At 65.2% G+C, this 24,503-nt stretch carries 12 protein-coding genes; 9 read left to right on the top strand and 3 right to left on the bottom strand.

Features of this window, described 5'->3' with window-relative positions:
• Positions 1–1,065: 1,065 nt before the first annotated feature.
• The 4 genes from EMO90_RS11115 to EMO90_RS11130 all read left to right on the top strand — a co-directional run bounded on the left by EMO90_RS11115 (position 1,066) and on the right by EMO90_RS11130 (position 12,348).
• Positions 1,066–3,600, top strand: a complete 2,535-nt coding sequence (locus EMO90_RS11115) for a glycoside hydrolase family 31 protein (RefSeq protein ID WP_223849833.1) — start codon at positions 1,066–1,068, stop codon at positions 3,598–3,600.
• A gap of 805 nt (positions 3,601–4,405) precedes the next feature.
• The gene (locus EMO90_RS11120) at positions 4,406–9,592 is read left to right on the top strand and encodes an acyl-CoA dehydratase activase-related protein (RefSeq protein WP_395953327.1); all 5,187 of its coding nucleotides are present in this window, start codon (positions 4,406–4,408) and stop codon (positions 9,590–9,592) included.
• Between the two features lie 20 nt (positions 9,593–9,612).
• Positions 9,613–10,620, top strand: a complete 1,008-nt coding sequence (locus tag EMO90_RS11125) for a P1 family peptidase (RefSeq protein WP_223849832.1) — start codon at positions 9,613–9,615, stop codon at positions 10,618–10,620.
• A gap of 456 nt (positions 10,621–11,076) precedes the next feature.
• A complete protein-coding gene (locus EMO90_RS11130) occupies positions 11,077–12,348 on the top strand; it encodes a glutamate-cysteine ligase family protein (RefSeq protein WP_150354786.1) in 1,272 nt (423 codons plus the stop codon).
• Between the two features lie 102 nt (positions 12,349–12,450).
• Here the strand turns inward: EMO90_RS11130 and EMO90_RS11135 are convergent, their stop codons facing one another.
• Positions 12,451–13,398, bottom strand: coding sequence for an ROK family glucokinase (locus tag EMO90_RS11135; protein ID WP_150354785.1), 948 nt, complete (start codon positions 13,396–13,398; stop codon positions 12,451–12,453).
• A gap of 259 nt (positions 13,399–13,657) precedes the next feature.
• Between EMO90_RS11135 and EMO90_RS11140 the strand changes: the two genes are divergently transcribed.
• The 3 genes from EMO90_RS11140 to EMO90_RS11150 are packed head-to-tail and all read left to right on the top strand — an operon-like array spanning position 13,658 to position 18,002.
• Positions 13,658–14,146, top strand: a complete 489-nt coding sequence (locus tag EMO90_RS11140; RefSeq protein ID WP_190972084.1) for a MarR family winged helix-turn-helix transcriptional regulator — start codon at positions 13,658–13,660, stop codon at positions 14,144–14,146.
• Positions 14,143–15,975 (top strand): ABC transporter ATP-binding protein, encoded by a 1,833-nt coding sequence (locus EMO90_RS11145; protein WP_150354784.1) that lies wholly within the window; start codon positions 14,143–14,145, stop codon positions 15,973–15,975. The genes EMO90_RS11140 and EMO90_RS11145 overlap by 4 nt, the downstream gene beginning before the upstream one ends.
• A complete protein-coding gene (locus EMO90_RS11150) occupies positions 15,972–18,002 on the top strand; it encodes an ABC transporter ATP-binding protein (RefSeq protein WP_150354783.1) in 2,031 nt (676 codons plus the stop codon). The genes EMO90_RS11145 and EMO90_RS11150 overlap by 4 nt, the downstream gene beginning before the upstream one ends.
• Positions 18,003–18,093: 91 nt before the next feature.
• On the opposite strand, the gene EMO90_RS11155 is transcribed toward EMO90_RS11150, so the two are convergent.
• Positions 18,094–19,215 carry a glycoside hydrolase family 43 protein gene (locus EMO90_RS11155; protein ID WP_150354782.1) on the bottom strand — a complete coding sequence of 374 codons (1,122 nt, stop codon included), beginning with the start codon at positions 19,213–19,215 and terminating at the stop codon, positions 18,094–18,096.
• 232 nt (positions 19,216–19,447) lie between these two features.
• A complete protein-coding gene (locus tag EMO90_RS11160; protein ID WP_150354781.1) occupies positions 19,448–20,485 on the bottom strand; it encodes a glycoside hydrolase family 43 protein in 1,038 nt (345 codons plus the stop codon).
• 288 nt (positions 20,486–20,773) lie between these two features.
• On the opposite strand from EMO90_RS11160, the gene EMO90_RS11165 reads away from it, so the two are divergent.
• Together EMO90_RS11165 and EMO90_RS11170 are read left to right on the top strand one after the other, a co-directional pair.
• On the top strand, positions 20,774–23,257 hold the full coding sequence (locus EMO90_RS11165) for an alpha-L-arabinofuranosidase C-terminal domain-containing protein (protein ID WP_150354780.1): 2,484 nt from the start codon (positions 20,774–20,776) through the stop codon (positions 23,255–23,257).
• Between the two features lie 204 nt (positions 23,258–23,461).
• Entirely contained in the window at positions 23,462–24,343 is an 882-nt protein-coding gene (locus tag EMO90_RS11170) for an AraC family transcriptional regulator (RefSeq protein ID WP_150354779.1), read from the top strand.
• The last annotated feature ends 160 nt before the right edge of the window (positions 24,344–24,503 follow it).

Raw genomic sequence — 24,503 nt, forward strand, 5'->3', positions numbered from 1 at the left:
AATATTTCTTTGTTTGGCCCGGAGGGTGTTTGCCCTCCGGGCCTTTTTTGTTTTCCGCGGGTTGGGTTTGCCGGTGCGCGGGGTTGGGGTTCCTTCGACTGCGCGCTGGCTGGCTCCGCCCGGGATGACGGGGAGGGGTTGTGTTGTCATCCTGAACGCGGTGAAGGGTCCTTAATTCCATGCACTGAGTGGCGGCCCGCCATGTTGCGTGATCCGCTGGCAGACAGGAAAGCGCGAACGGCTTGCCGTCGGATTTTGCGGCTCGGTTCGACGCCCGGGCGTCCTGGGCGTAGCCGGCCGCAACGTCATCCTGGGTGCACGCGAAGGATGCTTGCCTTTGTGCGCGGTGTTAAGGATCCTTCGACTCGCTCCGCTCGCTCAGGATGACGGGAGGGCTTGCCCGTTTCAGGGCTCGGCGCCCGTGTTGAGGGCCGTGCGTCGGGAAAATTGCATCATAGTCCGTTTTCGTCGTCGGGATTTTTGCGTTTTTCGGCCGAAACTCCTTTGGATTATTGCATGGGATCACGGGACGCGACGGGCCGGACCACTTAAGGCGGCGGTCTGGCCCAGTCGGGCGCAATGGAGACGAAAGGATCCCTGACCTGGCTCACGGGTCTTCCCGGCCCCGCGATCGCGGAATCCGCCGGCAAACAGGAAAGCGCGAGCGACTTGCCGGCGGATCCCATAATTTGGGTTCGGCGTTGAGGCAAACCGGGCGATGTCGGCCGCGGCGTCATTCCGGGCGGAGCACGCGGAGCCTTGACTTTGTGCGCGGTGTTAAGGATCCTTCGACTCCGCTGCGGTGTCCGGCTGCGCCGGACCGTCGCCGCCTTGGCGGCGGCTCCCCTCGCCTACGGACAGCCAGCAGGGCTGTCCGCTTCACGGCTCGGTGCTCAGGATGACGGTAGAGACAACTGCGCTTTGCTCAGGATGACGGGAGGGACAAGTGAGCTGCGCACGGGATGACGTGGACGGTACGCCCGGCTTGACGGGGAAGGGCGTTGTATAAAATCGTGGTCAGACATCATATAAGGCGTAAGCCACGGATCGACAAAGGAGCGATACATGACCTATCGACCCAATCCCAAGGATTTCACACTGCAAGGAAATCCCATCATGCAGGCGGCGGGCGTCATTCAGGGGGATCGGTGGCGCATCGGTCTGATCACGGACTCATTGGTCCGCCTGGAATGGTCGGATGACGGCGTGTTCGAGGACCGTCAGACGCAGGTCGTGATCAATCGCGATTTCGGCGCGGCACCCGCGTACCGCACGTGGGAGCGTGATGGATTGCTGGTCATCGACACCGATGCGATCACACTGACCTACGATCGCAAGCCCTTCAGCAAGGAGGGGCTGAGCATCATCGTCAAGGGTGTGCGCGACAGCCAGCACAATACGTGGCACTATGGCGACAACCCCGCGGGCAACCTCAAGGGCACCGCGCGCACGCTCGACGAGGCGGACGGCCGTATCCCGCTGGACGATGGCGTGATCTCGCGCGACGGCTGGGCGGTGCTGGACGATTCGACGTCGAATTTGATCGTGCAGACGGACGAGGCGAACGGCAAACCCAATCCGTTCGGCACATGGGTCACGCCGCGAAACACCTCCAACGGCACCACGATCGACCTGTATTTCTTCGGCTACGGCCGGCGCTATACCGATGCCGTCAGGGATTTCTACCGCCTCACCGGTCCTCAGCCGCTGCTGCCCCGATTCGCGCTGGGTAACTGGTGGAGCCGATACTATCCGTACACGCAGGACGAGTATCTGAAGCTGATGGATCGGTTCAAGGCCGAGGGCATCCCGTTCACCACGTCGGTGATCGACATGGACTGGCATCTGGTGGACGATGTGGATCCGAAGTACGGGTCCGGATGGACCGGGTACACGTGGAACGGCAAGCTGTTCCCCGATCATGTGCGGTTCCTGGAGGATCTGCACGAGCGCGGGCTCAAGGCCACCCTGAACGTGCATCCGCGCGACGGCATCCGCGCCTTCGAGGAGCGCTACCCGCAGGTGGCCGAAGCGGTGGGTGTGGATCCCTCCACCGGCGAGAACATCGAGTTCGACCCGTCGGATCCGCGATTCATGGCCGCCTATCTGGACATGCACCACGGCCTTGAATCCGAAGGCGTGGACTTCTGGTGGCTGGACTGGCAGCAGGGTGGCGTCACCCGTCAGCCCGGCTTGGATCCGCTGTGGGGCCTGAACCACATGCACTACCTCGACTCCGGCCGCGACGGCCGGTGGCCCATGACCTTCTCCCGCTATGCGGGGCCCGGATCGCACCGCTACCCCGTGGGCTTCTCCGGGGACACGATCGTCACATGGGAATCGCTCGCGTTCCAACCAGAATTCACCGCCACCGCGTCGAACATCGGCTACGGCTGGTGGAGCCATGACATCGGCGGGCATATGTTCGGCTACCGCGACGACGAACTTGAAGCCCGCTGGTACCAGCTCGGCGTGTTCAGCCCCATCAACCGCCTGCATTCCTCGAATTCCCCGTTCGCCGGCAAGGAGCCGTGGAACTTCCCGCCGGACGTCCGCCGGTCCATGACGGCGTCGTTGCGGCTGCGCCACGCGCTCATCCCGTACCTGCACAGCATGAACTACCGTGCGCACGAGCAGGGCCGTCCGATCGTGGAGCCCATGTACTGGCTCGCCCCGGACAATCCGGCCGCCTACGCCTATCCGGACACGTACTGGTTCGGCAGCGAGCTGGTGGCCGCGCCCATCGTGCGGCCTATGGATCGGGCCGCGCAGCGAGGATCCGCGGATCTGTGGTTGCCGCAGGGGGAGTGGTTCGACCTGTTCGACGGTCGCCGATACACCGTGGCGCATGACGATGGCCGCAGGCTTGCCGTGTGGCGTGCCCTCGACCGCATCCCGGTGTTCGCCAAGGCCGGTGCGATCGTGCCGCTGCAGCAGATCGAAAGCGGCGCCGGCGTGAACGCGATCGGCAACCCCTCAGCGCTGGAACTGCTGGTCTTCCCCGGCGCGGATGGCGCGTTCATGATCCGTGAGGACAACGGCGCGTTCGGATCGGCCAGCGCGGACACCCGTGTGTCGTTCGCGTGGAACGGTGAGCGCACCGACGGCGGGGATACAAGCGCGCTGACCATCCATGCGGTCGAGGGCGATGCGGCCGCCGTGCCCGCGCAGCGTGATTGGCGGGTCACGTTCCGTGGCGTTGCGCCGCTGGATGCCGGGTCGGTCAGCGTGCTGGCCAGCGGTGCGGGCGATGGAAGGACCGCGATGGCTATGCCGTGCACGCTGGAATACGACGAGGACACGCTCAGCCTGACGGTGGAGGTGTCCGGCATCCCCACGGGCGCCGATCTGCGGATCGAGGCGGCGGGATTGGCGATCGCCGACGATCCGGCCGTGCGCGACGCGTACGATCTGATCCTCCATGCGCAGATGCGCTACTGGACCAAGGATGTGGCCTACCGGGAGATCCGGCGCGATGGCGTGCGTGCCCTCGCCGGCCTGCGCTCGTTGGACAGGAAGGCCGAAAACCCGCATGATTATTGGGTTTCCGAGATGCCGGAAGGCGTGATCGGCGCTTTGGAGGAGATCCTGACGCGCTGACGGAACGGTCGGCGGATAGCGGATGGATGGCTGATGGATATACGCGCGCGTGAATTCACCTACAGGCCGAGTCGAATTCACGCGCCGTTATCCGTCCGCATACAAGTCGGACACACCGATGGTCTAAACCAAGTAGTGAAAACGAAAGGAGATCATCATGCAGGAGAACAACAGCCATCATTCCGATGCGCAGCACGATTCCGACAACGGATTCGACATGTACGTGTTCCTTGAGTACGGCATTGAGCGCTGAAGCATCGGACGCTGAACCAACATCCCGCCGTCCGTGAGTGGACGGATAAGCCTGAACAACCTGCCGGCGACCGATCGCCGCGGGTTTGACATTTTTTTTCATTGGGCGTCGAGGGAGACGCCTGCGCGGCCGGTGCGTGATCGACATGAATCATGGTTGAGGGGCCCGGCCCGCACATGCTTGAAAACGTTGAAAGCCCGGCGTTTGGGGCCGGGCTTTCAACGGAAAGAGAGAAGAGAGGAAGATTCAATTATGCGGGCCACTGACTTCGTGGCCGATGTCTTCATATAACCGCATGAACCTCAATGTTGTACGGGTGATTCCCTGAATAAATGCTGGGAGTTACGTACCTGACCAATTTCGCCAATGACGTGGCGGATGTTGGGTTAGGTGTTTTTTGTTGGCAAAATCACATGGGCCGATTCGTGGGCTGGGTGCGGCGCCGACTACATTAGCTACTAGTGGGACGCCGGGCCCAAGGGTGGATGACGTCTGAAGACGCTGTGCTGCAGACCCATCGCCCACCCGGAAAATGGAATGATTGAGGTAAGAATGGTTGAAACGACGGGAACCCTGCGCGTTGGGCTCGACATCGGCTCCACGACGGTCAAGGCCGTGGTGCTGGGCGAGTCCGACGATCTCAAGGACGCGCTGTTCTCCGACTATCGCCGTCATCACGCCAACGTGCGTCAGGCCGTGGCCGGGCTGCTGGAGGACGTGAAGAAGTCGCTGGCGGACAAGGGCATGGAGAACCGACCCATCAGATTCGCCATCACCGGCTCCGGCGGTCTCGAGCTCGCCAACCAGCTCGGCTGCGAATTCATTCAGGAGGTCATCGCGGAAACCGACGCGATCGACGCGCGCTACCCCGAGGCGGACGTGATCATCGAGCTCGGCGGCGAGGACGCCAAGATCACCTACCTCAAGCCCGTGCCGGAACAGCGCATGAACGGCTCCTGCGCGGGCGGCACCGGTGCGTTCATCGATCAGATGGCCACGCTGCTCAACACCGATGCTTCGGGTCTGAACGATCTGGCCAAGCAGTACAAGACGCTGTACCCCATCGCATCCCGATGCGGTGTGTTCGCCAAGTCGGATCTCCAGCCGCTCATCAACGACGGCGCGGACAAGGAGGATCTGGCCGCGTCCATCTTCCAGGCCGTGGCCACCCAGACCATCGCCGGTCTGGCTTGCGGACGTCCGGTCAAGGGCAACATCGTGTTTCTGGGCGGACCGCTGTTCTTTATGTCCGAGCTGCGCGAGGCGTTCAAGCGCATCCTCGAAGGCAAGGTGGACAACTACATCGTCCCCGAGGACGCCCATCTGTACGTGGCGTACGGCGCCGCGCTGGAGGCCGGCGAGGCAGCCAAGGCCACCGTGGAGCGCACCGCCGGCGTGGAGGGCAACCCGCTGTCCGAGGATGTGAACGACCCGTTCGGCCCCGCGTTCTGCATGCTCGAGGATATGAAGGACGGGCTTGCCACCCTGAAGGTCAAGCGCCACGAAGCCGGCCAGCCTGCGCAGGGCGCACAGCCCAAGGCGGACGACAACCCGCTGCACTTCTCCAACGGCGAATCCCAGACCCTGTCCGAGGTCGAATCGCAGGGTCACTTCGACCTGTCGACGCTGGACGGCGTGCTCGCCGCGCTCGACTCGCTCAAGAACCGTCCCAACACCGCCCGCACCATCCGTCCGCTGTTCCTCAACGACGCGGAGAAGCGCGAATTCGATGAGCGCCACGCCAAGCAGAAGATCGCCGTGGGCAACCTCGAAGGCGCGCACGGCCCTCACTTCCTGGGCATCGACGCCGGTTCCACCACCATCAAGGCCACGCTGATCAACGACGACAAGACGATCGTGTGGTCCACCTACGCCACGCATAAGGAGAACCCGCTGCTGGCGGCCGCGGACATCGTGCGCAAGGTCACCGACGCCCTGCCCGAGGGGGCGTATGTGGCGCGCGCCTGCGCCACCGGTTACGGCGAGGGTCTGATCACCGCCGGCCTGCACATCGACGAGGGCGTGGTGGAGACCATGGCCCACTACCGCGCGGCCGAGGAGATCAGCCCCGGCGTCACCGCCGTGATCGACATCGGCGGCCAGGACATGAAGTACATGGACGTCAACGACGGCGTGATCGACTCGATCTGCGTGAACGAGGCGTGCTCGTCCGGCTGCGGCTCATTCCTGCAGACCTTCGCGCAGTCCTTGGGCCTGACCATTCAGGAGTTCACGCAGGAGGCTCTCGCGTCCAAGGCCCCGGCGGATCTGGGCTCGCGATGCACGGTGTTCATGAACTCGTCCGTCAAGCAGGCGCAGAAGGAAGGCGCGGCCCCGGAGGACATCGCCGCCGGCCTGTGCTACTCCGTGGTGCGCAACGCCCTGTACAAGGTGATCAAGCTGCGCGACGCCAACGCGCTGGGCCCGGTCGTGGTGGTCCAGGGCGGCACGTTCCTCAACGACGCCGTGCTGCGCGCCTTCGAGCTGCTCACCGGTCGCGAGGTCACCCGACCGAACATCGCCGGTCTGATGGGCGCGTACGGCGCGGCCCTGACCGCCCGCATGCATTGCCCGGCCGAAACGTCCGAATCGGCCCACCCGGTGTCCACCATGCTCACCGGCGAGGCGCTGGACCATCTGAGCATGACCACCACGCACGATGTGTGCAAGCTGTGCCAGAACCACTGCAAGCTCACCATCACCGAATTCGAGGACGGCACGCGCTACGTGACCGGCAACCGGTGCGAGCGCGGCGGCGACAAGACCAAGCAGCGCTCCGATCGTCCGAACCTGTACGACTTCAAGTACAAGCGCGCCTTCGCGTACCGTCGCCTGACCCCGGCCAAGGCCACGAGGGGGGACATCGGCATCCCGCGCGTGCTCAACATGTACGAGGACTACCCGTTCTGGTTCACGCTGCTCACCAATCTGGGCTTCCGCGTGATCATCTCCGGCCGCTCCGACCACAAGCTGTTCGAGGAGGGCATGGACTCCATCGCCTCCGAGAACATCTGCTATCCGGCCAAGCTGGTCCATGGCCACATCCGCGATCTGATCGCCAAAGGCGTCAAGCGCATCTTCTACCCGTGCGTCTCCTACGAGCAGCAGCTCGTGCCGGACACGCAGAACCGCTACAACTGCCCGATCGTGGCCAACTACCCGGTGGTGATCGAGGCCAACATGCCCGAGCTGGCCGAGGAGGGCGTCACGTTCATGCGCCCGTACTTCAACCTCGCCAACAAGGAGAAGATGGTCGATCGCATCGTCGAGGTGTTCGGCGCGGACGGCGTGACCCGCGAGGAGGCCGAGCTGGCCGTTGCCGCGGCCTATCGCGAGGACACCGTGTTCAAGAACGACGTCAAGCAGGAAGGCCTGCGCGCGCTCGCCTACATGCAGGAGCATCACGTACGCGGCGTCGTGCTGGCCGGCCGCCCGTACCACATCGACCCCGAGGTCAACCACGGCATCCCCGAGACAATCTGCGCGCTCGGCATGGCCGTGCTCTCCGAGGACTCCGTGTGCGAGTTGGATCCGCACAACATGCCCAAGATCACCGAATACCTCAACGACGACAAGGCCCAGCGCGCACTCGAGGCCAACCACGAGGCCGACGGCTTCCGCAAGACCGTGCCCACGTTCGACAAGGACCACAAGATGCCGCTGCGCGTCTTCAATCAGTGGGCCTACCATTCGCGTCTGTACGAAGCCGCGCGCTTCGTGTCCGAATACCCGAACCTGCAGCTTGTGCAGCTGGTGAGCTTCGGCTGCGGCGTGGACGCCATCACCACCGATCAGGTGCAGGAGATTCTGGCGGACAAGGGCGATGTGTACACGCAGCTCAAGATCGACGAGGTGTCCAATCTGGGCGCCGCGAAGATCCGCCTGCGCTCGCTCAAGGCGGCCATGGAGGAGCGCGATCGCAGGGACAGCCTCTCCCTGGGAGCCGGCGTCACGGCCCAACCCACCGTTGCGCCCACCAAGCAGGACGGCAACGGCGATGGCCGCGTGGCGGGCAAGACCACCGGCTGGGTGAAGACGTCCCGCGAGCCGTTCGATCAGGCGATTATCGACACGTCCGCCAAGCCGCGCCATCCGCTGGCCGGGCAGTTCGCGCCGGTCGATGCCGCGGGCGCGGGTGCGGCTGGTGTTTCGGGCGCATCCGCTGTTTCGGGCACGGCTTCGACCGCCGAATCCGTCAGCCTCGATCAGGCCAAGGCCACGATCGCCGAGCTGGCCGCGTTCGTGGCGAAGCACGATGTGTCCGAGACCTCCGGCATCGCGGTCGGCGCGTCCAAGATCGATGCGCAGGCCGGTTCCGGCTCGCAGGGCGGAACCGTGTCCCACGGCTGCCCGGCGTCCGATATGGACGCGGCCGGCGAATCCTCCAAGACCGAGCGCACGAGCATCAAGCGCGAGAGGACCTCCGCGGATGTGAAGCCGTCGCTGAGCAAGTACAAGACCCTGCACCCGTTCACCAAGGCGATGTCGCGCACATACACCGTGCTCGCCCCGCAGATGAGCCCGGTGCACTTCTCGCTGCTCAAGTCGGTGTTCACGTCCGGGCACTACAAGTTCGAACTGCTCACCCACGCCAGCCAGGAGGACATCGAAACCGGCGTCAAATACGTGAACAACGACGCCTGCTTCCCGGCCATCATCGTGGTGGGCCAGCTCATCAACGCCTTCCTCACCGGCAAGTACGATCCCCACCGCTGCGCGCTCGTGATCACACAGACCGGTGGCATGTGCCGAGCCACCAACTACCTCGCGCTGTTGCGCAAGGCGCTCGCCGACGCCGGCTACGACTACGTGCCGATCATCGCGCTGTCCGTGCAGGGCTTCAACGACAACCCCGGCTTCTCCGCCACGCCGGCCCTCGCGCACCGCGCGGTCAAAGCGTTCTATCTGGGCGACATCCTCTCGCAGCTGCTGCTGCGCGTGCGCCCGTACGAAGTGGAGCCCGGGTCGGCGAACCGCCTGTACCGTCTGTGGGACACCATCACGCGCGAGACGATCGAGCACCACGGATGGTCGTCCACCTACGCGGCGCACTACCATCGCCCCGGATTCCTCACCTACGGCCATCTGATCCGCCGCATGACCGAGGCGTTCGATCAGCTGCCCCTGCGCGACATCCCGCGCAAGCCGCGCGTGGGCGTGGTGGGCGAGATCCTGGTCAAGTACCACCCCGACGCCAACAACCATGTGGTGGACCTGATTGAGGAGCAGGGCTGCGAGGCCGTGCTGCCGGGCATTTGCGACTTCATGCTCAACGGCATCTACTCGGCCGACTGGAACGAGGAGCACCTCGGCACCGGCGGCAACCTGAAGATGAACCATATGATCCGTCGCATCGCCGATATGTACCGCAAGCCGATGGTCAAGGCCTTCGAGCGCACCAACGGCAAGTTCGAGGTCCCGTGGCCCGTGGACAAGCTGCGCGACAAGGCGGCCACCGTCACGTCGATCGGCGTGCAGGCCGGCGAGGGCTGGCTGCTGACCGGCGAGATCGTGGAGCTGATCGAGACCGGCGCGCCGAACGTGGTGTGCGCGCAGCCGTTCGCCTGCCTGCCCAATCATGTGACCGGCCGAGGCATGTTCGGCAAGATCCGCCGCGTGTACCCGCAGGCCAACATCGTGTCGATCGATTACGATCCGGGTGCCTCCGAAGCCAACCAGCTCAATAGACTGAAGCTGATGATTGCGGCTGCGAAGAAGAACCTCACGAAGGCGGATTGATCGCGGAAATGCGTGAACGTGTGAACGCATCAAACGCACCGATTGACATCTCAGCCTTTCCGGGCATCCGCATCGCCCATCACACCGATGCCGAGCACGGCACCGGCTGCACGGTCATCGTGTGCCCGGCCGGCGCGACGGGCGGTGTGGACGTGCGCGGCGGCGCCCCGGCCACGCGCGAGACCGATCTGCTCAGGCCGGAGGAAACCGTCGACGTGCTCCACGCCGTGGTGCTGTCCGGCGGATCGGCCTACGGTCTGGCCGCCTCCTGCGGCGTGGCCGAGGAACTCGAGCGCCATGGTATCGGTCTCGACATGCGCGTGTGCAGGGTGCCGATCGTCTCCGGCGCATGCGTGTTCGATCTGGCGTTCGCCGATCCCCATGTCCGTCCCACCGCGGCGGACGGGGCCGCCGCCTGCGCCGAAGCGCTCGATCGTGCGCCCTCGCCGCTGCCACGCGGCAACGTGGGGGCGGGCACCGGCTGCACGGTCGGCAAGCTGCGCGGTCCCGCCCATGCGATGAAGGCCGGGCTCGGCACCCATGTGGAGCAGGCGGGCGAACTCCTGTGCGGGGCCGTCGCCGTGGTGAACGCGTGCGGCAATGTGGTCGATCCGGACACCGGCGAGCCAATCGCCGGCTTGCGGTCCGCGGACGGCATGGGCATTGAGGATATGGCCGATGCGGCGCTCGCGGGATTCGCCGATGCGGCGGGTGCCGGGCAGTCCGATCGGTTCGGGGTTCCGCCGCGCGCAAACACCACCATCTCCTGCGTGGTCACCAATGCCCGGCTGACCAAGGCGCAGGCCACCAAGGTCGCGCAGATGGCCGCCGATGCCTATGCGCATGCCATCCGACCCACGCACACCACCAATGACGGGGACACCGTGTTCGTCATGGCCACCGGCGTGGTGGACGCGCCCGTCGATGTGGTGGGGATCCTGGCCACGCGGGCGCTTGAGCGGGCCATCGCGGACGGGGCCCGCAGCGCCCGATCGTCGCACGGGCTGCCCGGGGCGGCGGATGGGTGAGCTTCCTTTCCGTCATCCTGAACGCTGAGCCGTGAAGCGGACAGCCCAGTGGGCTGTCCGTAGGCGAAGGGAGCCGCCGCCAAGGCGGCGACGGTCCGGCGCAGCCGGACACAGCGGAGTCGAAGGATCCTTAACCCTTATGCACCACTGACCAATGCGAAATGACGAAGGATCCTTCGCTGCGCTCAGGATGACGAGGGGGTGACCGGGCGGTGCTCAGGATGACGCGGGAGTCGTCTGCTGTCATCCTGAGCGGAGGCGAAGCCGTAGTCGAAGGATCCTTAACCTTTCTGCACTAAGACCATGTGCGTAATGGCCAAGGATCCTTCGCTGCGCTCAGGATGACGCGGGGGAGCCGCTTGCTCAGGATAACGAGCAGCCGGCGAGAGCCCGTTATCGATTTTCCATATGGGATTGCCGCCGCGCATCCGCCCGATGTCCGGTATGCTGAACGCCATGAGCGCACCACGAATCAGTTATGCACATTTGCTGACCAAACCGAATCCCAAGCACGTCGCCAGCCTTCTCAAGTTCTTCGAGAACGGCAAGTCGCAGCGCGGCACCGGCGGCTTCGGCGTGGAGATCGAGCATCTGCCCGTGCACAACTCGGACGACACGGCCGTGAGCTACTACGAGCCGAACGGCATCGAGACGCTGCTGCGCCGCATCGCCCCCTACTACGACAAGGACAAGGAGTACTGGGAGAACGGCCATCTGGTGGGACTGGGACGCGAAAGCATCGCCGTGTCCCTGGAACCGGGCGGTCAGGTGGAGTGCTCGCTGGGCATCCTGAAGCAGCCCAGCGATCTGCATGCGGTGTACCGCGCGTTCCGCCGGGACGTGGATCCCGTGTTGGACGAGCTGGGGTTCCGTCTGGTCAACTACGGCTACCAGCCCAAGTCGAGCTATGCGGACGTGAAGGTCAACCCCAAGGACCGCTATGACGCGATGACCGCGTATCTGGGCCGCGTGGGCCAGTTCGGCCCGTGCATGATGCGCTGCTCCGCCTCCACGCAGGTGAGCATCGACTTCGTGGACGAGCGCGACGCGATCGACAAGATGCGTCTGGGCACGGTGATCGGCCCGATTCTGGCCTGGTACTTCCGCAACACCCCGTACTTCGAGGGGCAGGAGAACCCGTGGCCGCTGCTGCGTCAGCGCATGTGGGACTTCCTCGACTTCCAGCGCACCAACGTGATCCCCGGCCTGTTCGACCCGCGCTTTAGCTGGGAGGACTACGCGGTGGACGTGCTGTCCACGCCGCTCATGTTCGCCGATCTCACGCACACCCCGGAGGCCGAGGGTCTGAGCGGCAAGGAGCTGCACCACCCGGCGTTCTACGAGAACGCGGCCGACGTGTACCCGGACCGCGAACTCAACCCGTATGAGATCAACCATGTGATCTCCACGCACTTCAACGATGTGCGGCTCAAGAACTTCATCGAGCTGCGCCACTGGGACTCCCTGCCCATCCTGCGCGCTGAGCGGCTCACCGAGATCATCGGCTCGCTGTTCTACGATCCGAAAAACCGCGACCGGCTGGAGAGCTACTTCGACGGCATCCGCGAGGAGGATGTGCTCGAGGCCAAGTGGAACCTGCAGGCGCACGGTCGCGACGCCACGCCGTACGGCCAGCCGCTCGAGTTCTGGCACGCCTTCCTGGGCCTTGAGGGTCTGCTGGCGGACGAGCCGGGCGACCCGAAGCACCCGGACGTGTTCCAGGCGTGAACGTGCGCTGAACGGGGCCTGAAACGACCAGTGGCCTCCCGTCCTCTTGGGGCGGGAGGCCACTGTCATTCGCGGTGATGCCGGCGGCACTCGGGGTGACGCTCAGCGCAGGGCGAGATTCGCGGCGCCGATCAGACCGGCGTCCTGGCCGGCGGTGGCGGCGACGATCTTCGCGTGCTCGCGGTAGGCACTGCCTTCAAGGTAGAGCGCGTAGTTGCGGCGGGCCGGCTCGAGCAGGATGTCGCCGACGGCCACCACACCGCCGCCGATCACGAACAAGTCCGGATCGAGCACGGCCGCGATGGCGGCCATGGTGCGGCCGAGCCATTCGCCGATGTTGTCGAAGGCGGTCAGGCTCAGCTCATCGCCCTCCTGGGCGGCCTGGGAGACCATGGGGCCTTCAAGCTTGTTGACGTCGCCGCCGCACAGCTCCAGCAGGCGCTTGGCGTCCTGCGGACGACGGCGCACCGCCGACTTGGCGTAGTTCTCGAGCGCCGTGCCGGAGGTGTAGCGCTCCGCGCAGCCCAGCAGGCCGCAGCCGCAGTGGCTGCCGTCCGGGACCATGGGCAGATGGCCGATCTCAGCGGCCATGCCGAAGGAGCCGCGGAACAGCTGGCCGTTGATCACGATCGCGCCGCCGAGGCCGGTGCCGACGGTGAGCGCGACCATGTTGGCGCTGCCCTGTCCGGCGCCGTGCACGTATTCGCCCCAGCCGGCGCAGTTCGCGTCGTTCTCGACGACGACCGGCACGGCGTGGTCGATGAGCGCGCCGATGTGCTCGGACAGGTCGTAGTTGAGCCAGGCGGGGATGTTCGCCGAGAAGGTCATGGTCCTGCGGTCCGCGGCGACGTTACCGGCGGCGGAGACGCCGATGGCCTCGATCCGGTGTCCGGCGGCGACGGCCTCGCGGTAGACCTTGGCGATGTTGTCGTTGATCGCGTCGGCGTCCATCGGCGTGGGCACGCGCCAGCGCTGGATAATGGCATCGTTCTCATCGCAGACGGCGGCGGCGATCTTCGTTCCTCCGATATCAACGGCAAGCGTGGTCATGGTTCTCCTTTGATTCAGTGGTCCGATATATGGGATTATGGGATCAAGGCCCAGCATATCCATGCTTTGCGACCTCGCCGTCAGGAGCCTTGCGCAATCGAGGCCCTTCAGGCGTAGCGCCCGTCCGGTGCCTCGTCGCATCCGACACGCCGATTGTTGTATCTGCAACTGTTGTATGCGAGACGTATTACACTGTCCGAGTGCAAGAACAAGTTGCATATGCAACAATCTCGATCATCATGTGAGGAGTGACGGCATTGTGGACCAACACGTGCTCAGCATGGAGATGAGGGCGCTTTGCAAGGCCGTGAACCGGTATCTGGGAGAGACGATGCCCGCATCCGCCAGGGAGGCCACCGGCGGCAACGCGAACATCATCATCTTCTTGGCGCGCAACCGCGACCGCGAGATCTACCAACACACCATCGAGGAGAAGTTCTGCGTCACGCGGTCCACCGCGTCGCGCGTACTCGCCCTCATGGAGAAGAAGGGGCTGATCGTGCGCGAACCGGTCGCCCACGACGCCCGCTGCAAGCGCATCGTGCTCACGGACAAGGCGGACGCCATCGTGAACGATCTGAAGGCCAACGGCGATCGCACGGAGGCGCTGCTGCTGCGCGGATTCACGGAAGCGGAACGGCAGGCGTTCCATGACTATCTGCACCGCATGCGCGCGAACATCGACGAGGCGCAGCGCGACTACGAAATGAAGAACGACATGAACACAACGAAGGAGGAAGGCAAGTGAGCAACACCACAGACGTCGAACGACGCGAACGGGCCGACGAGCCCGCCAAGCCGCGGCACCTGTTCCGCACGCTGGGCGCATCCCTGCGCGAATACAGGAAGGCCAGCCTGCTGGCGCCGGCGTTCGTCACCGTCGAGGCCATTCTGGAGATCCTCATCCCCACCGTCATGGCCTCGCTGATCGACGAGGGCATCACCGGCGGATCCATGCCGGCCATCATCAAATTCGGCGTGATCCTGCTCATCTGCGCGATGGTCTCGCTGGCCTCCGGCTTCATGGCCGGACGCTATTCGGCCATCGCCGGCGCCGGATTCGCCAAGAACCTGCGCCACGACCAGTTCGCCAAGATGCAGGGCTTCAGCTTCACCAACATCGACCGCTTCTCCACCGGCTCGCTCATCACCCGCCTGACGACGGACGTGACGAACCTGCAGATGGCGTACTCGATGATGATCCGCATGGGCGTGCGCGCGCCGATCATGGTGGTGGTCGCGTGGATCTTCTCGTTCCGCATCAGCCCGTCCATCTCGCTGGTGTTCCTGGCCTGCGTACCGATCCTGGCGATCGGCCTGTGCGGTCTGGCGGTGCTGGTCCACCCGGTGTTCAAGCGCGTGTTCCGCACGTACGACAAGCTCAACAACGTGGTGGACGAGAACCTGCAGGGCGTGCGCGTGGTGAAGTCGTTCGACCGCGAGGACTTCGAGATCGACAAGTTCACCCGCATCTCCCAACGCATCTTCAAGGACTTCTCCAAGGCCGACCGCATCATGAGCTTCAACATGCCCATCATGATGCTGTGCATCTACGGCTCCATGCTCATGATCTCCTGGATGGGCGCCAACCAGATCGTCGCGTCCGGCAACAACCCGGCCGTGGGACTGACCACCGGAGACCTGACCGCGCTGGTCACCTACGCGATGCAGATCCTCATGGCCATGATGATGCTGTCCATGATCTTCGTCATGGTCATCATCTCCCAGGCCTCCGCCGAGCGCGTCTGCCAGGTGCTGCAGGAGAAGAGCACGGTCACCAACCCGGACCACCCGGCCACCGACGTGGCCGACGGCTCGATCGAGTTCGACGAAGTGACCTTCCGCTACTCGGACAGCTCGGAGAAGCCCGTGCTCGACGACATCAACCTCAAGATCCGCTCCGGCATGACCGTGGGCATCGTGGGCGGCACCGGCTCCGCGAAGTCGAGCCTCGTGCAGCTCGTGCCCCGTCTGTACGACGTGTCCTCCGGCTCGCTCAAGGTGGGCGGCCGCGACGTACGCGAATACGATCTGGAGGCGCTGCGCGACCAGGTGGCCATGGTGCTGCAGAAGAACGTGCTGTTCTCCGGCACGATCGCCGAGAACCTTCGCTGGGGCAACCCGGACGCCACCGACGAGGAGATCCGCTACGCCGCGCAGCTTGCGCAGGCCGACGGCTTCGTCCAGGAGTTCCCGGACAAGTACGACACGATGATCGAACAGGGCGGCACCAACGTCTCCGGCGGCCAGCGCCAGCGCCTGTGCATCGCCCGTGCGCTGCTCAAGAAGCCGAGGATCCTGATCCTCGACGACTCCACCAGCGCCGTGGACACCAAGACCGACCGTCTCATCCGCCAGGCGTTCCGCGACGAGATCCCGGACACCACCAAGATCATCATCGCCCAGCGTCTCGCCTCGGTTGAGGACGCGGACATGATCCTCGTCATGGACGAGGGCCGCATCATGGCCCGCGGCACCCACGCCGAGCTGCTGGAGACCTGCGACGAATACCGATCCATCTACGAATCCCAGACCAAGAACCAGGGCAAGCCGGAAGAGGAGGGGGAGGCCCGATGAGCAAGTCCGCAACAGACGCCACCAAGACCTTCAGGGGCCGCAAGCCCGCCATGGGCAAGGCGGCGCCCGGAACCACCAAGCGCATCTTCGGATACATCATGCAGTACCGGTGGCGCGTGATCGCCATCGTGGCATGCATCCTCGTGGGCGCGGCCGCGCAGGCCGGCTCCGCGCTGTTCCTCCAGTCCCTCATCGACTCGTACATCCTGCCGATGGTGGGGCAGACCAACCCCGACTGGACCCCGCTCATCCGCGCCCTGACGCTCATGGGCTGCCTGTACGCGGCCGGCATCATCGCCGGATGGCTGTGGATGTGGCTCATCGTCACCGTGGAGCAGGGCGTGCTCAAGAAGATCCGCGACGACATGTTCGCCCACCAGCAGCGCCTGCCCATCCGCTACTTCGACGCGAACGAGCACGGCGACATCATGAGCCGCTACACCAACGACACGGACACCCTGCGCCAGGCGATCAGCCAGTCGTTCCCGCAGATGTTCTCCTCCATGATCTCCGTGGTCGCGGCCGTGATCTCCATGCTGTGGCTGTCCGTGCCGATCACGCTGTTCGTGCTGCTGTTCACGGTGTTCCTGTTCTTCATCATGCGCAAGGTCGTCTCCCGCGCCGGCCGCTTCTTCATGAAGCAGCAGCACTGGCTGGGCGACGTGAACGCCTTCGTGGAGGAGGCCGTCAACGGCCAGAAGGTCATCAAGGTCTTCAACCACGAGGACGCCACCCAGAAGACCTTCGACGAGAAGAACGAGGAGCTGTTCGAGGCGTCCGCCGAGGCGAACACCTGGGGCAACGTCACCATGCCGATCGTGGGCAATATGGGTTACGTGCTCTACATCCTGCTGGCGATCGTGGGCGGCGCCATGGCCCTGTCCGGCGTGGGCAACTTCGGCCTGTCCGGCGCGGGCCCGCTCACCCTGGGCACGCTCGTCTCCCTGCTGACCCTGTCGCGCTCGTACATCAACCCGATCGGCCAGGTCTCCATGCAGTTCAACATGGTGATGATGGCGCTCGCCGGAGCCTCCCGCATCTTCGCGCTGATGGACGAGCCGGCCGAGTCCGACGGCGGCACCGTGACGCTGGTGAACGTCGAACTGGGCGAGGACGGCCGCACGATGACCGAGACCGACCGCGAGACCGGCCACTGGGCGTGGAAGCGCGAGGCCGGCGACGACGGCACCCGCTCGCTCAAGGCCGCCGAGAAGCTCAAGGGCAAGTCCCGCGAGGTGGCGATCAAGGCCAAGGAACAGGCGATCACCTCGCCCGACGGCCGCCTGACCCTGCTGCGCGGCGACGTGCGCTTCACCGACGTGACGTTCGGCTACGATCCGGCCAAGCCCGTGCTGCACGACATCACCTGGTTCGCCAAGCCCGGCCAGAAGATCGCCCTCGTGGGCGCGACCGGCGCCGGCAAGACCACGGTGACCAACCTCATCAACCGGTTCTACGACATCCAGGAGGGCCAGATCCTGTACGACGGCATCTCCGTGGCGAACATCCGCAAGCCCGATCTGCGCCGGTCCCTCGGCGTGGTGCTGCAGGACGTGAACCTGTTCACCGGAACCGTGATGGACAACATCCGCTACGGCAAGCTCGACGCCACCGACGAGGAGTGCATCGAGGCCGCAAGGCTGGTGAACGCGGACGGCTTCATCCGCATGCTGCCCGAGGGTTACCACACCGTGCTCGAGGGCGACGGATCCGGCCTGTCGCAGGGCCAGCGCCAGCTGATCTCCATCGCCCGCGCCGCCGTGGCCGATCCGCCCGCGCTGATCCTGGACGAGGCCACCTCGTCCATCGACACGCGCACCGAGGAGGTGGTCCAGGCCGGCATGGACGCGCTGATGAAGGGCCGCACGGTCTTCGTGATCGCCCACCGCCTGTCCACCGTGCGCAACTCCGATGTGATCATGGTCCTCGACCACGGCCGCATCATCGAGCGCGGCAACCACGAGGAGCTCATCGCGCAGCGCGGCGAGTACTACCAGCTGTACACCGGCGCGGTGGAGCTGGAGTAGCGTCCCCGAATGCGCAAGGGCGGCTTTCCCGATCAGGTATTGATTCGATCGGGAAAGCCGCCCTTCTTCGTATCAGCTGTCTGAACGTCTATTAACCGAATGTCTCGAGCACGCGGTCGCGCTCGACGGCGGTGATGGGGATGACCGTGCCGTGGCGCGGCCGGCCGCCGTCGGCGTTGGTGGGCAGCTGGGACGACGGCATGCGGTCGCCCACGCACACCCAGCCGTTCGGATCGGCGATGCTGTGCGAGGCGAACGGCACGTAGTGGTTCGGGCCGTGGTGGTAGCGCGGCTGGTCGATGAACAGGTACCAGGCGAAACCGGTCTCGTCGCCCGGATTGGCCGGGAAGATGGACGGGCCCTCGCCGCCGTCGAACACGCCGCCGTAGCCGTTGGGGGAGCCGTCGCCGATCCTGTCCGCGACCAGCGTCCACTCGTCCTGCGGTCCGTCCGGCGTCCATGCGCCCGGGTAGGAGCCGGCCACGGTGGCGCTGAAGCGCGTGGAGCGTTCCTCTCGGATGGTCATGGTGGACTCGTCCTTGATGAACCGGTAATAGACGCCGTCCTGCTTGGCCACGGTCGCGTCGATCGTGCCGAAGCCGGAGCCGTCCGGGCCGCGCTGTACGTCCACCCAGACCTGCGGTTCGCTGAATGTGCGAAAATCGCGGGTCAGACTGACCATCAGGCGGTTGTAGGTGGCGTCCTCGCGGGCCGCGGGATCGGCGCCGCCCGCGATGGCCGGATCGTATAGGTTCGACGACCAGTACACCGCGTACTGGCCGAGCTCGTCGATCCAATGGGCCTCGGGCGCCCAGGTGTTGCCGGCCAGATCGGTGTTGACCTTGACGTGCCGCTGGTCGGACCAGTGCACCAGATCGTCCGACTCCCAGATCTCCACATACTGCGATCCGCGGATCTGCGCCTCGTGGAAGTCGCCGTTCAGGGCGGCCACGTTGAGGTCGGTGGCGATCATCCAGAAGCGGGTGCCGGTGGGGGAGTCCTTGGTGCTCGGATCGTCCGGGTGCGCGCGCAGGATGAACGGGTCCCTGAGTCCCCGGGTGCCGTGGGACGATTCGAACAGCGGCCGGCCGTGGTTGAGCGTGATCCAGTCGAGCGCGGTGTTGCCGCGTGAGACCGCGAGGCTCACGCGCTCGCCGCCCTCGCCCTCACCGGTGAAGTAGGCCCACAGATAGGCTTCGTATGGCTTGGTCATTGACGGGTCCTTTCTTTCCCCGTCATCCTGAGCGGAGGCCGTTAGGCCGGAGTCGAAGGATCCTTGGCCACTGTGCGGATAGCCAGTGTGTGGAAAGTTAAGGATCCTTCGACTCCGCCTAGCGGTGTCCGTCTACGACGGACCGTCGCCGCCTTGGCGGCTCCCTTCGCCTACGGGCAGCCCACTGGGCTGCCCGCTTAACGGCTCAGTGCTCAGGATGACAGGGGGATGCTCAGCGCTTGAACGCCTCGACCACCGCGTCGTACTCGGCGGCGGTGATGGGCAGGATCGTGCCGTGGCGCTTCTTGAGCGCGCCGAAGTCCACATCGTCGGCCTGCTGCCAGTCGGCCGGGTCGGTGCTGTTGAGATCGGCCGAGCGGAACGGCAGGTAGCCCTTGGACTCGGAGTACTGGTCGGCCATGAGGCCGTAGACCAGACGCCTGTCGTCCACGGTCTTCACATCGGCGTCGTTGTAGCGGAACAGCTCCGGGCCCTCGAGATAGCGGGCGTTGTAGCGGTCGCTGCCGAAGATGGACTGCAGCGAGCCCACGAGGCTCCACTGCTCGGGATCGTCGCGCTTCTCGATGGACTCGGTGAGCGCGTACGGGTTGCGGGTGCGCTCGATCACGATGCGGTCGTCCTTGGAGGCGCGGTACCACCAGCCGTCGTCGGCCTTGAGCATGGTGGTGTCGATAATGCTGTGCTCCACGTCGATCCAGCGCACCGGATCGGAGAACACAGAGAAGTCCTTGGTGGTGGCGTAGTACAGGTTGGTGGGATTGCCCTTCACGTTGCTCAGGGGGCTGCCGAACTCGCCGTTGGCCGCGGTGGCCCAGAACACGATGTACTGGCCCTTGTCCTCATCCCACACGGCCTCCGGAGCCCATGCCATGCCAGCGCCGGGGATCTTGGAGGCCACGTCTACCAGACGCGCGTTGGACCAGTGGACCAGGTCGGCGGACTCCCAGACCACCAGTCCGGTGCTGCCGTTGACGGTGGAGTAGGAGTTGCCCCAGCCGCCGCGCGCGTGGATGCTCAGGTCGGTGGCGATGAGCACGAAGCCGGTGCCGTCGTGCTTGCGCAGCAGGTACGGGTCGCGCACGCCCTTCTCGCCGATGCGCGACTGGAGGACGGGTTCTCCGTCCGCGCGCAGATCCTCCCAGTGGGAGCCGTCGCGGCTGACGGCGAAGTAGATCTGCTCGTCGGAGTGCTTCTCCTCCTTGCCGGTGAAATAGGCGAACAGGTAGGCTTCGGTGAATGGGGTGCTCATGCGGTCTCCTTGGGACGATTGGGGATGGCGGGCGCCGGCCGTCGGCTGCGTTGCGCGTGCGTATCCGGCCGGTGGTGATCGGGCGATCATCGGGTGTTGATACAAGGTTGTAGTGTACACGAATTTGAATCGATTGAATCCGATGGCTGCGGGTATGGCGTGTCGTTGCGCGGCTGTTGGTGCAACGTTGTACAATACAGCCTGTTGAATCCATTCAATCATGCTGCGGCACGCATTGCGCGCCACAGCGCACGCATCGGCAGCGATGCGATCGATAAGGACATGCTTATGACTACGACGTCGACCAGCCCCCAGCCCACTCCCGCCGCCACCGACCGGCTGTTCGTGAAGTCCCGCTCCGGCGAAGCCCGCGCGATCAGCACCGATCTGTGGGGCATCTTCTTCGAGGACATCAGCTCCTGCGCCGACGGCGGACTGGCCAGCGAGCTGGTGCGCAACGGGGCGTTCGAGTTCTCCCGCAGGGACGGCGGCTCATGGGGCCCCTTCACCGGCTGGACCAAAACCGTGCCGGCCGGATCCGCGGCCGCCTTCGCCGTGAGCACCTCCAGCCCGCTCGCCGTGGAGAACCCGCACTACGTGATCGCCGAGATCGCCAAGGCGCCCGCGTACCTCGACAACGCCGGCTACGACGGCGTCACCTTCACCGCCGGGGAGCGCTACGAGTTCTCGATCTGGGCCAAGGTGGAACGCGATCTTGACGGCGGCGCACCGAAGGCGACCCCCATCGACGTGACGCTGCTGGATGACGCCGGCGACCCTGCCGGAGGCGCGACGGTCACCGCCGAGCCGGGCGACGGCGAATGGCATCAGCTGCACGCCTCCTTCGAGGCCACAGCCTCCGCCAAGGCCGGCCGCATCCGACTCACGTTCGCACAGGCCGGCGTGGTGGCCATCGACTTCGTTTCCCTGGAGCCCGCGCGCACCAGCCATGGACTCAAGCACATGCGCGCCGATCTGGTGGACGTGCTCGCCGACCTGCACCCCCGGTTCATGCGCTTCCCCGGCGGATGCGTGGCGCACGGCGGCATCCCGGACAACATGTACCGCTGGAAGGACTCCGTGGGCCCGGTGGAGCACCGCCGTCAGGACTACAACCTGTGGGGTTACCACCAGTCCAAGCGCATCGGATACCTTGAGTATCTGGAGCTGTGCGAGGCGCTGGGCATGGAGCCGCTGCCCGTGCTGCCCGCCGGCGTGTGCTGCCAGAACGCGGACGGCGGCCCGATCCCCATCCCCGTCAGCGAGATGGACGACTACATCCGCGAGGTGCTCGACCTCATCGACTTTTGCAACGGCGACGAGACCACCGAGTGGGGCGCCAAGCGCATCGCGTGGGGGCATCCGAAGCCGTTCAACCTGAAGTACCTGGGCATCGGCAACGAGGATAAAATCGACGCCGTGTTCGAGGACCGCTTCGGCCGCATCTTCGACGCCGTGCGCCGCGAGCATCCGGAGATCGTGGTCGTGGGCACCGTGGGTCCCGCCCCCTTCGGCTCCGACTACGACGAGGGCTGGCGCTACGCCACCGAGGCTGGCGTGCCGATCGTGGACGAGCATTCGTATCAGGCGCCCTCGTGGTGGTTCAAGCATCTCGACCACTACGACCACGCCAACCGCAAGGGCCCCAAGGTGTATCTGGGTGAGTACGGTTCCTGGGGTACCACGCTGCTCAACGCGCTGTCCGAAGCGGCGATCATGGGCCGCATAGAGCTCAACGGCGACGTGGTGCACATGGCCTCCTATGCGCCGCTGTTCTGCAAGAATGGGCACGCCGGTTGGAATCCGAACCTCATCTACTTCGACAACGAGCATATCTACCGCACCAACAGCTACTGGGTGCAGCGCATGTTCGGCCTGACCCCCGCGGACGTGGCGTTGCCCGTGGATGTGGAGGGCGACACCGTGTTCGATCGTCCGGTGGCCGAACAGGCCGGTGTGGCGTTCGGCGGTGCATCGCACGCGCGGATCCGCAACATCGTGCTCACCGATGCCGACGGCGTGGAGCATCCGATCGCCGATCTGGAGACCGGCTCCGAGGTGTCCGGCGCCGCGCGGTTCGAGGACTGCGGCGTGCATGTCGACTCGAGCTCGTACTCGGTGCGGTTCACGCTCGAGTACCTGGGCAGCAAGGGCTACTGGGACAATCTGGGCGTGCGGCTGGGCGACGTGTCCGGGCGGGATCATTACGAGTTCCGCATCGGCCAGCGCAACACGAACCTGGTGATCGTCAACGACGGATTCGCCTCCGGCTACGCCGATCCGGTGAGCTACGCCGCGCCCCTGCAGGCGGGCGACGTGCTTGAGGTGGAGCTGCATGTGGAGCGCGAGGGCGGCCATGTGGTCGCTCGCGTGAACGGCGGCGTGGTGGCCGATGCCCGCGAGGACGGTGTGCGCGAGGTGCGCCGCACGGTGAGCGTGGTGCGGCGTTCCAGCACGTCCGGCACCGCAGACGGCTTCGGGTGCGATGGCGTGACCTACATCCGCGTGGTCAACGCGATGGCCGAGCCGGTGCGCGTGGAGCTCAAGTCGGTGCTGGCCGATGTGTTGGACATGCCCATCGACAGGCCCACGGCCGAACATCCGGCGCCTGATCTCTCCGCCGTGCCCGCGACCATCCTGACCGGCGATCCGGATTCCGGCAAGATCGGCGCCGCGTCCCCGAACGAGCCGCGCCGATTCGACGCCGATCTGACGGGCTGCGCGTACACCGCGCCCGCTTGGTCGTTCACCGTGATCGAGCTGCACGACTGAGCGCATTGCTGTGTCTGAGCGCATTGCCGAGTGACGCGATCGTTCCAATCTGCCGTTCCAATCTGCGGCCCCGAAATCGCAGGTTGGAACGATCGTGCGGTTTGTGTGCCGATGTGAGCGTTCACAAATGCATGATCGTTCCAATCTGCGATGCGGGGGCGCCAGATTGGAACGATCGTGCGCGGCGGATGATACGGTGACCTCATGCTTGGCTATGCGATCGGGGTGAGCGGGCCGGTGCGCTACGACTACACCGGCAAGTTCGAGGCGCCTTCGCCGCGCTGGACGCATGAGGACATGGGGCTCAACGACTGGGAGCTCATCGTCATGACCGAGGGCGCGCTGTACCTGAGCTATCTGGGCGTGGATCACACCGTGGAGCGGGGCGACTATCTGCTGCTGCCGCCCAGCGCCGAGGGGCGTCGCGTGGGATTGAAGCCGTCGCAGTGCAGTTTTTATTGGCTGCATTTCCAGCCGGCCGATCGTGTGGTGCATGAGATTGATCTGGCCGATGCGCGGGTTGAGGGGCGGATGATCGGCGAGGGCGATGATGTGCTGCGGCTGCCGCAATCGGGCGGGCTGCCCGATGCCGAGCGGCTGATCGTGCTCATGCGCCAGATGCAGGATGCCGTGCGATCGGGCTACGACCATTTCATGCTCAACTATCTGGCCACCGGCGTGCTGTGCGAGCTGTACCATCAGACGTTCCAGAAGAAGGCCGATCCGGACATCCCGGACTACTCCAAGCGGCAGCTCTACTACGACATCGTCGATTACGTGAACCTCAACCTGTACAGCAACCTCAAGGTGCAGGACGTGGCCCGGCACTTCGGGTACAACCCCAAGTACCTGTCGCAGTTGTTCCGATCGCTCACCGGCACGTCGCTGAGCGCGTTCATCGTGGACAAGCGGATCGACCGGGCGAATTACCTGCTCGCCGACTCCAACGACACGGTGGGCCAGGTGGCTGCGATGCTGGGGTATCGGGACTCCCATCATTTCATGCGGGCGTACAAGGCGGCCACGGGGATGACGCCCACGCAGTACCGCAACGCATATGCCAAGCGTATGCTGTTCCATCGGTGAGCGCGGGGGCGGGGTGGCGCGGGCGGGGTGTCAATCGTGACCGGGCGTGTGACATGGAGTGCGGGGCGTGACCGGGCGTGTGACGTGGGGTGCTTACCGTGACGTGGGGTGTGCTGACCGTGATGTGAGTGCCAACTGTGACTGGGCGTGTGACATGGGG

This window comes from Bifidobacterium vespertilionis (genome assembly GCF_008698145.1).
Classification (GTDB): Bacteria; Actinomycetota; Actinomycetes; order Actinomycetales; family Bifidobacteriaceae; genus Bifidobacterium; species Bifidobacterium vespertilionis.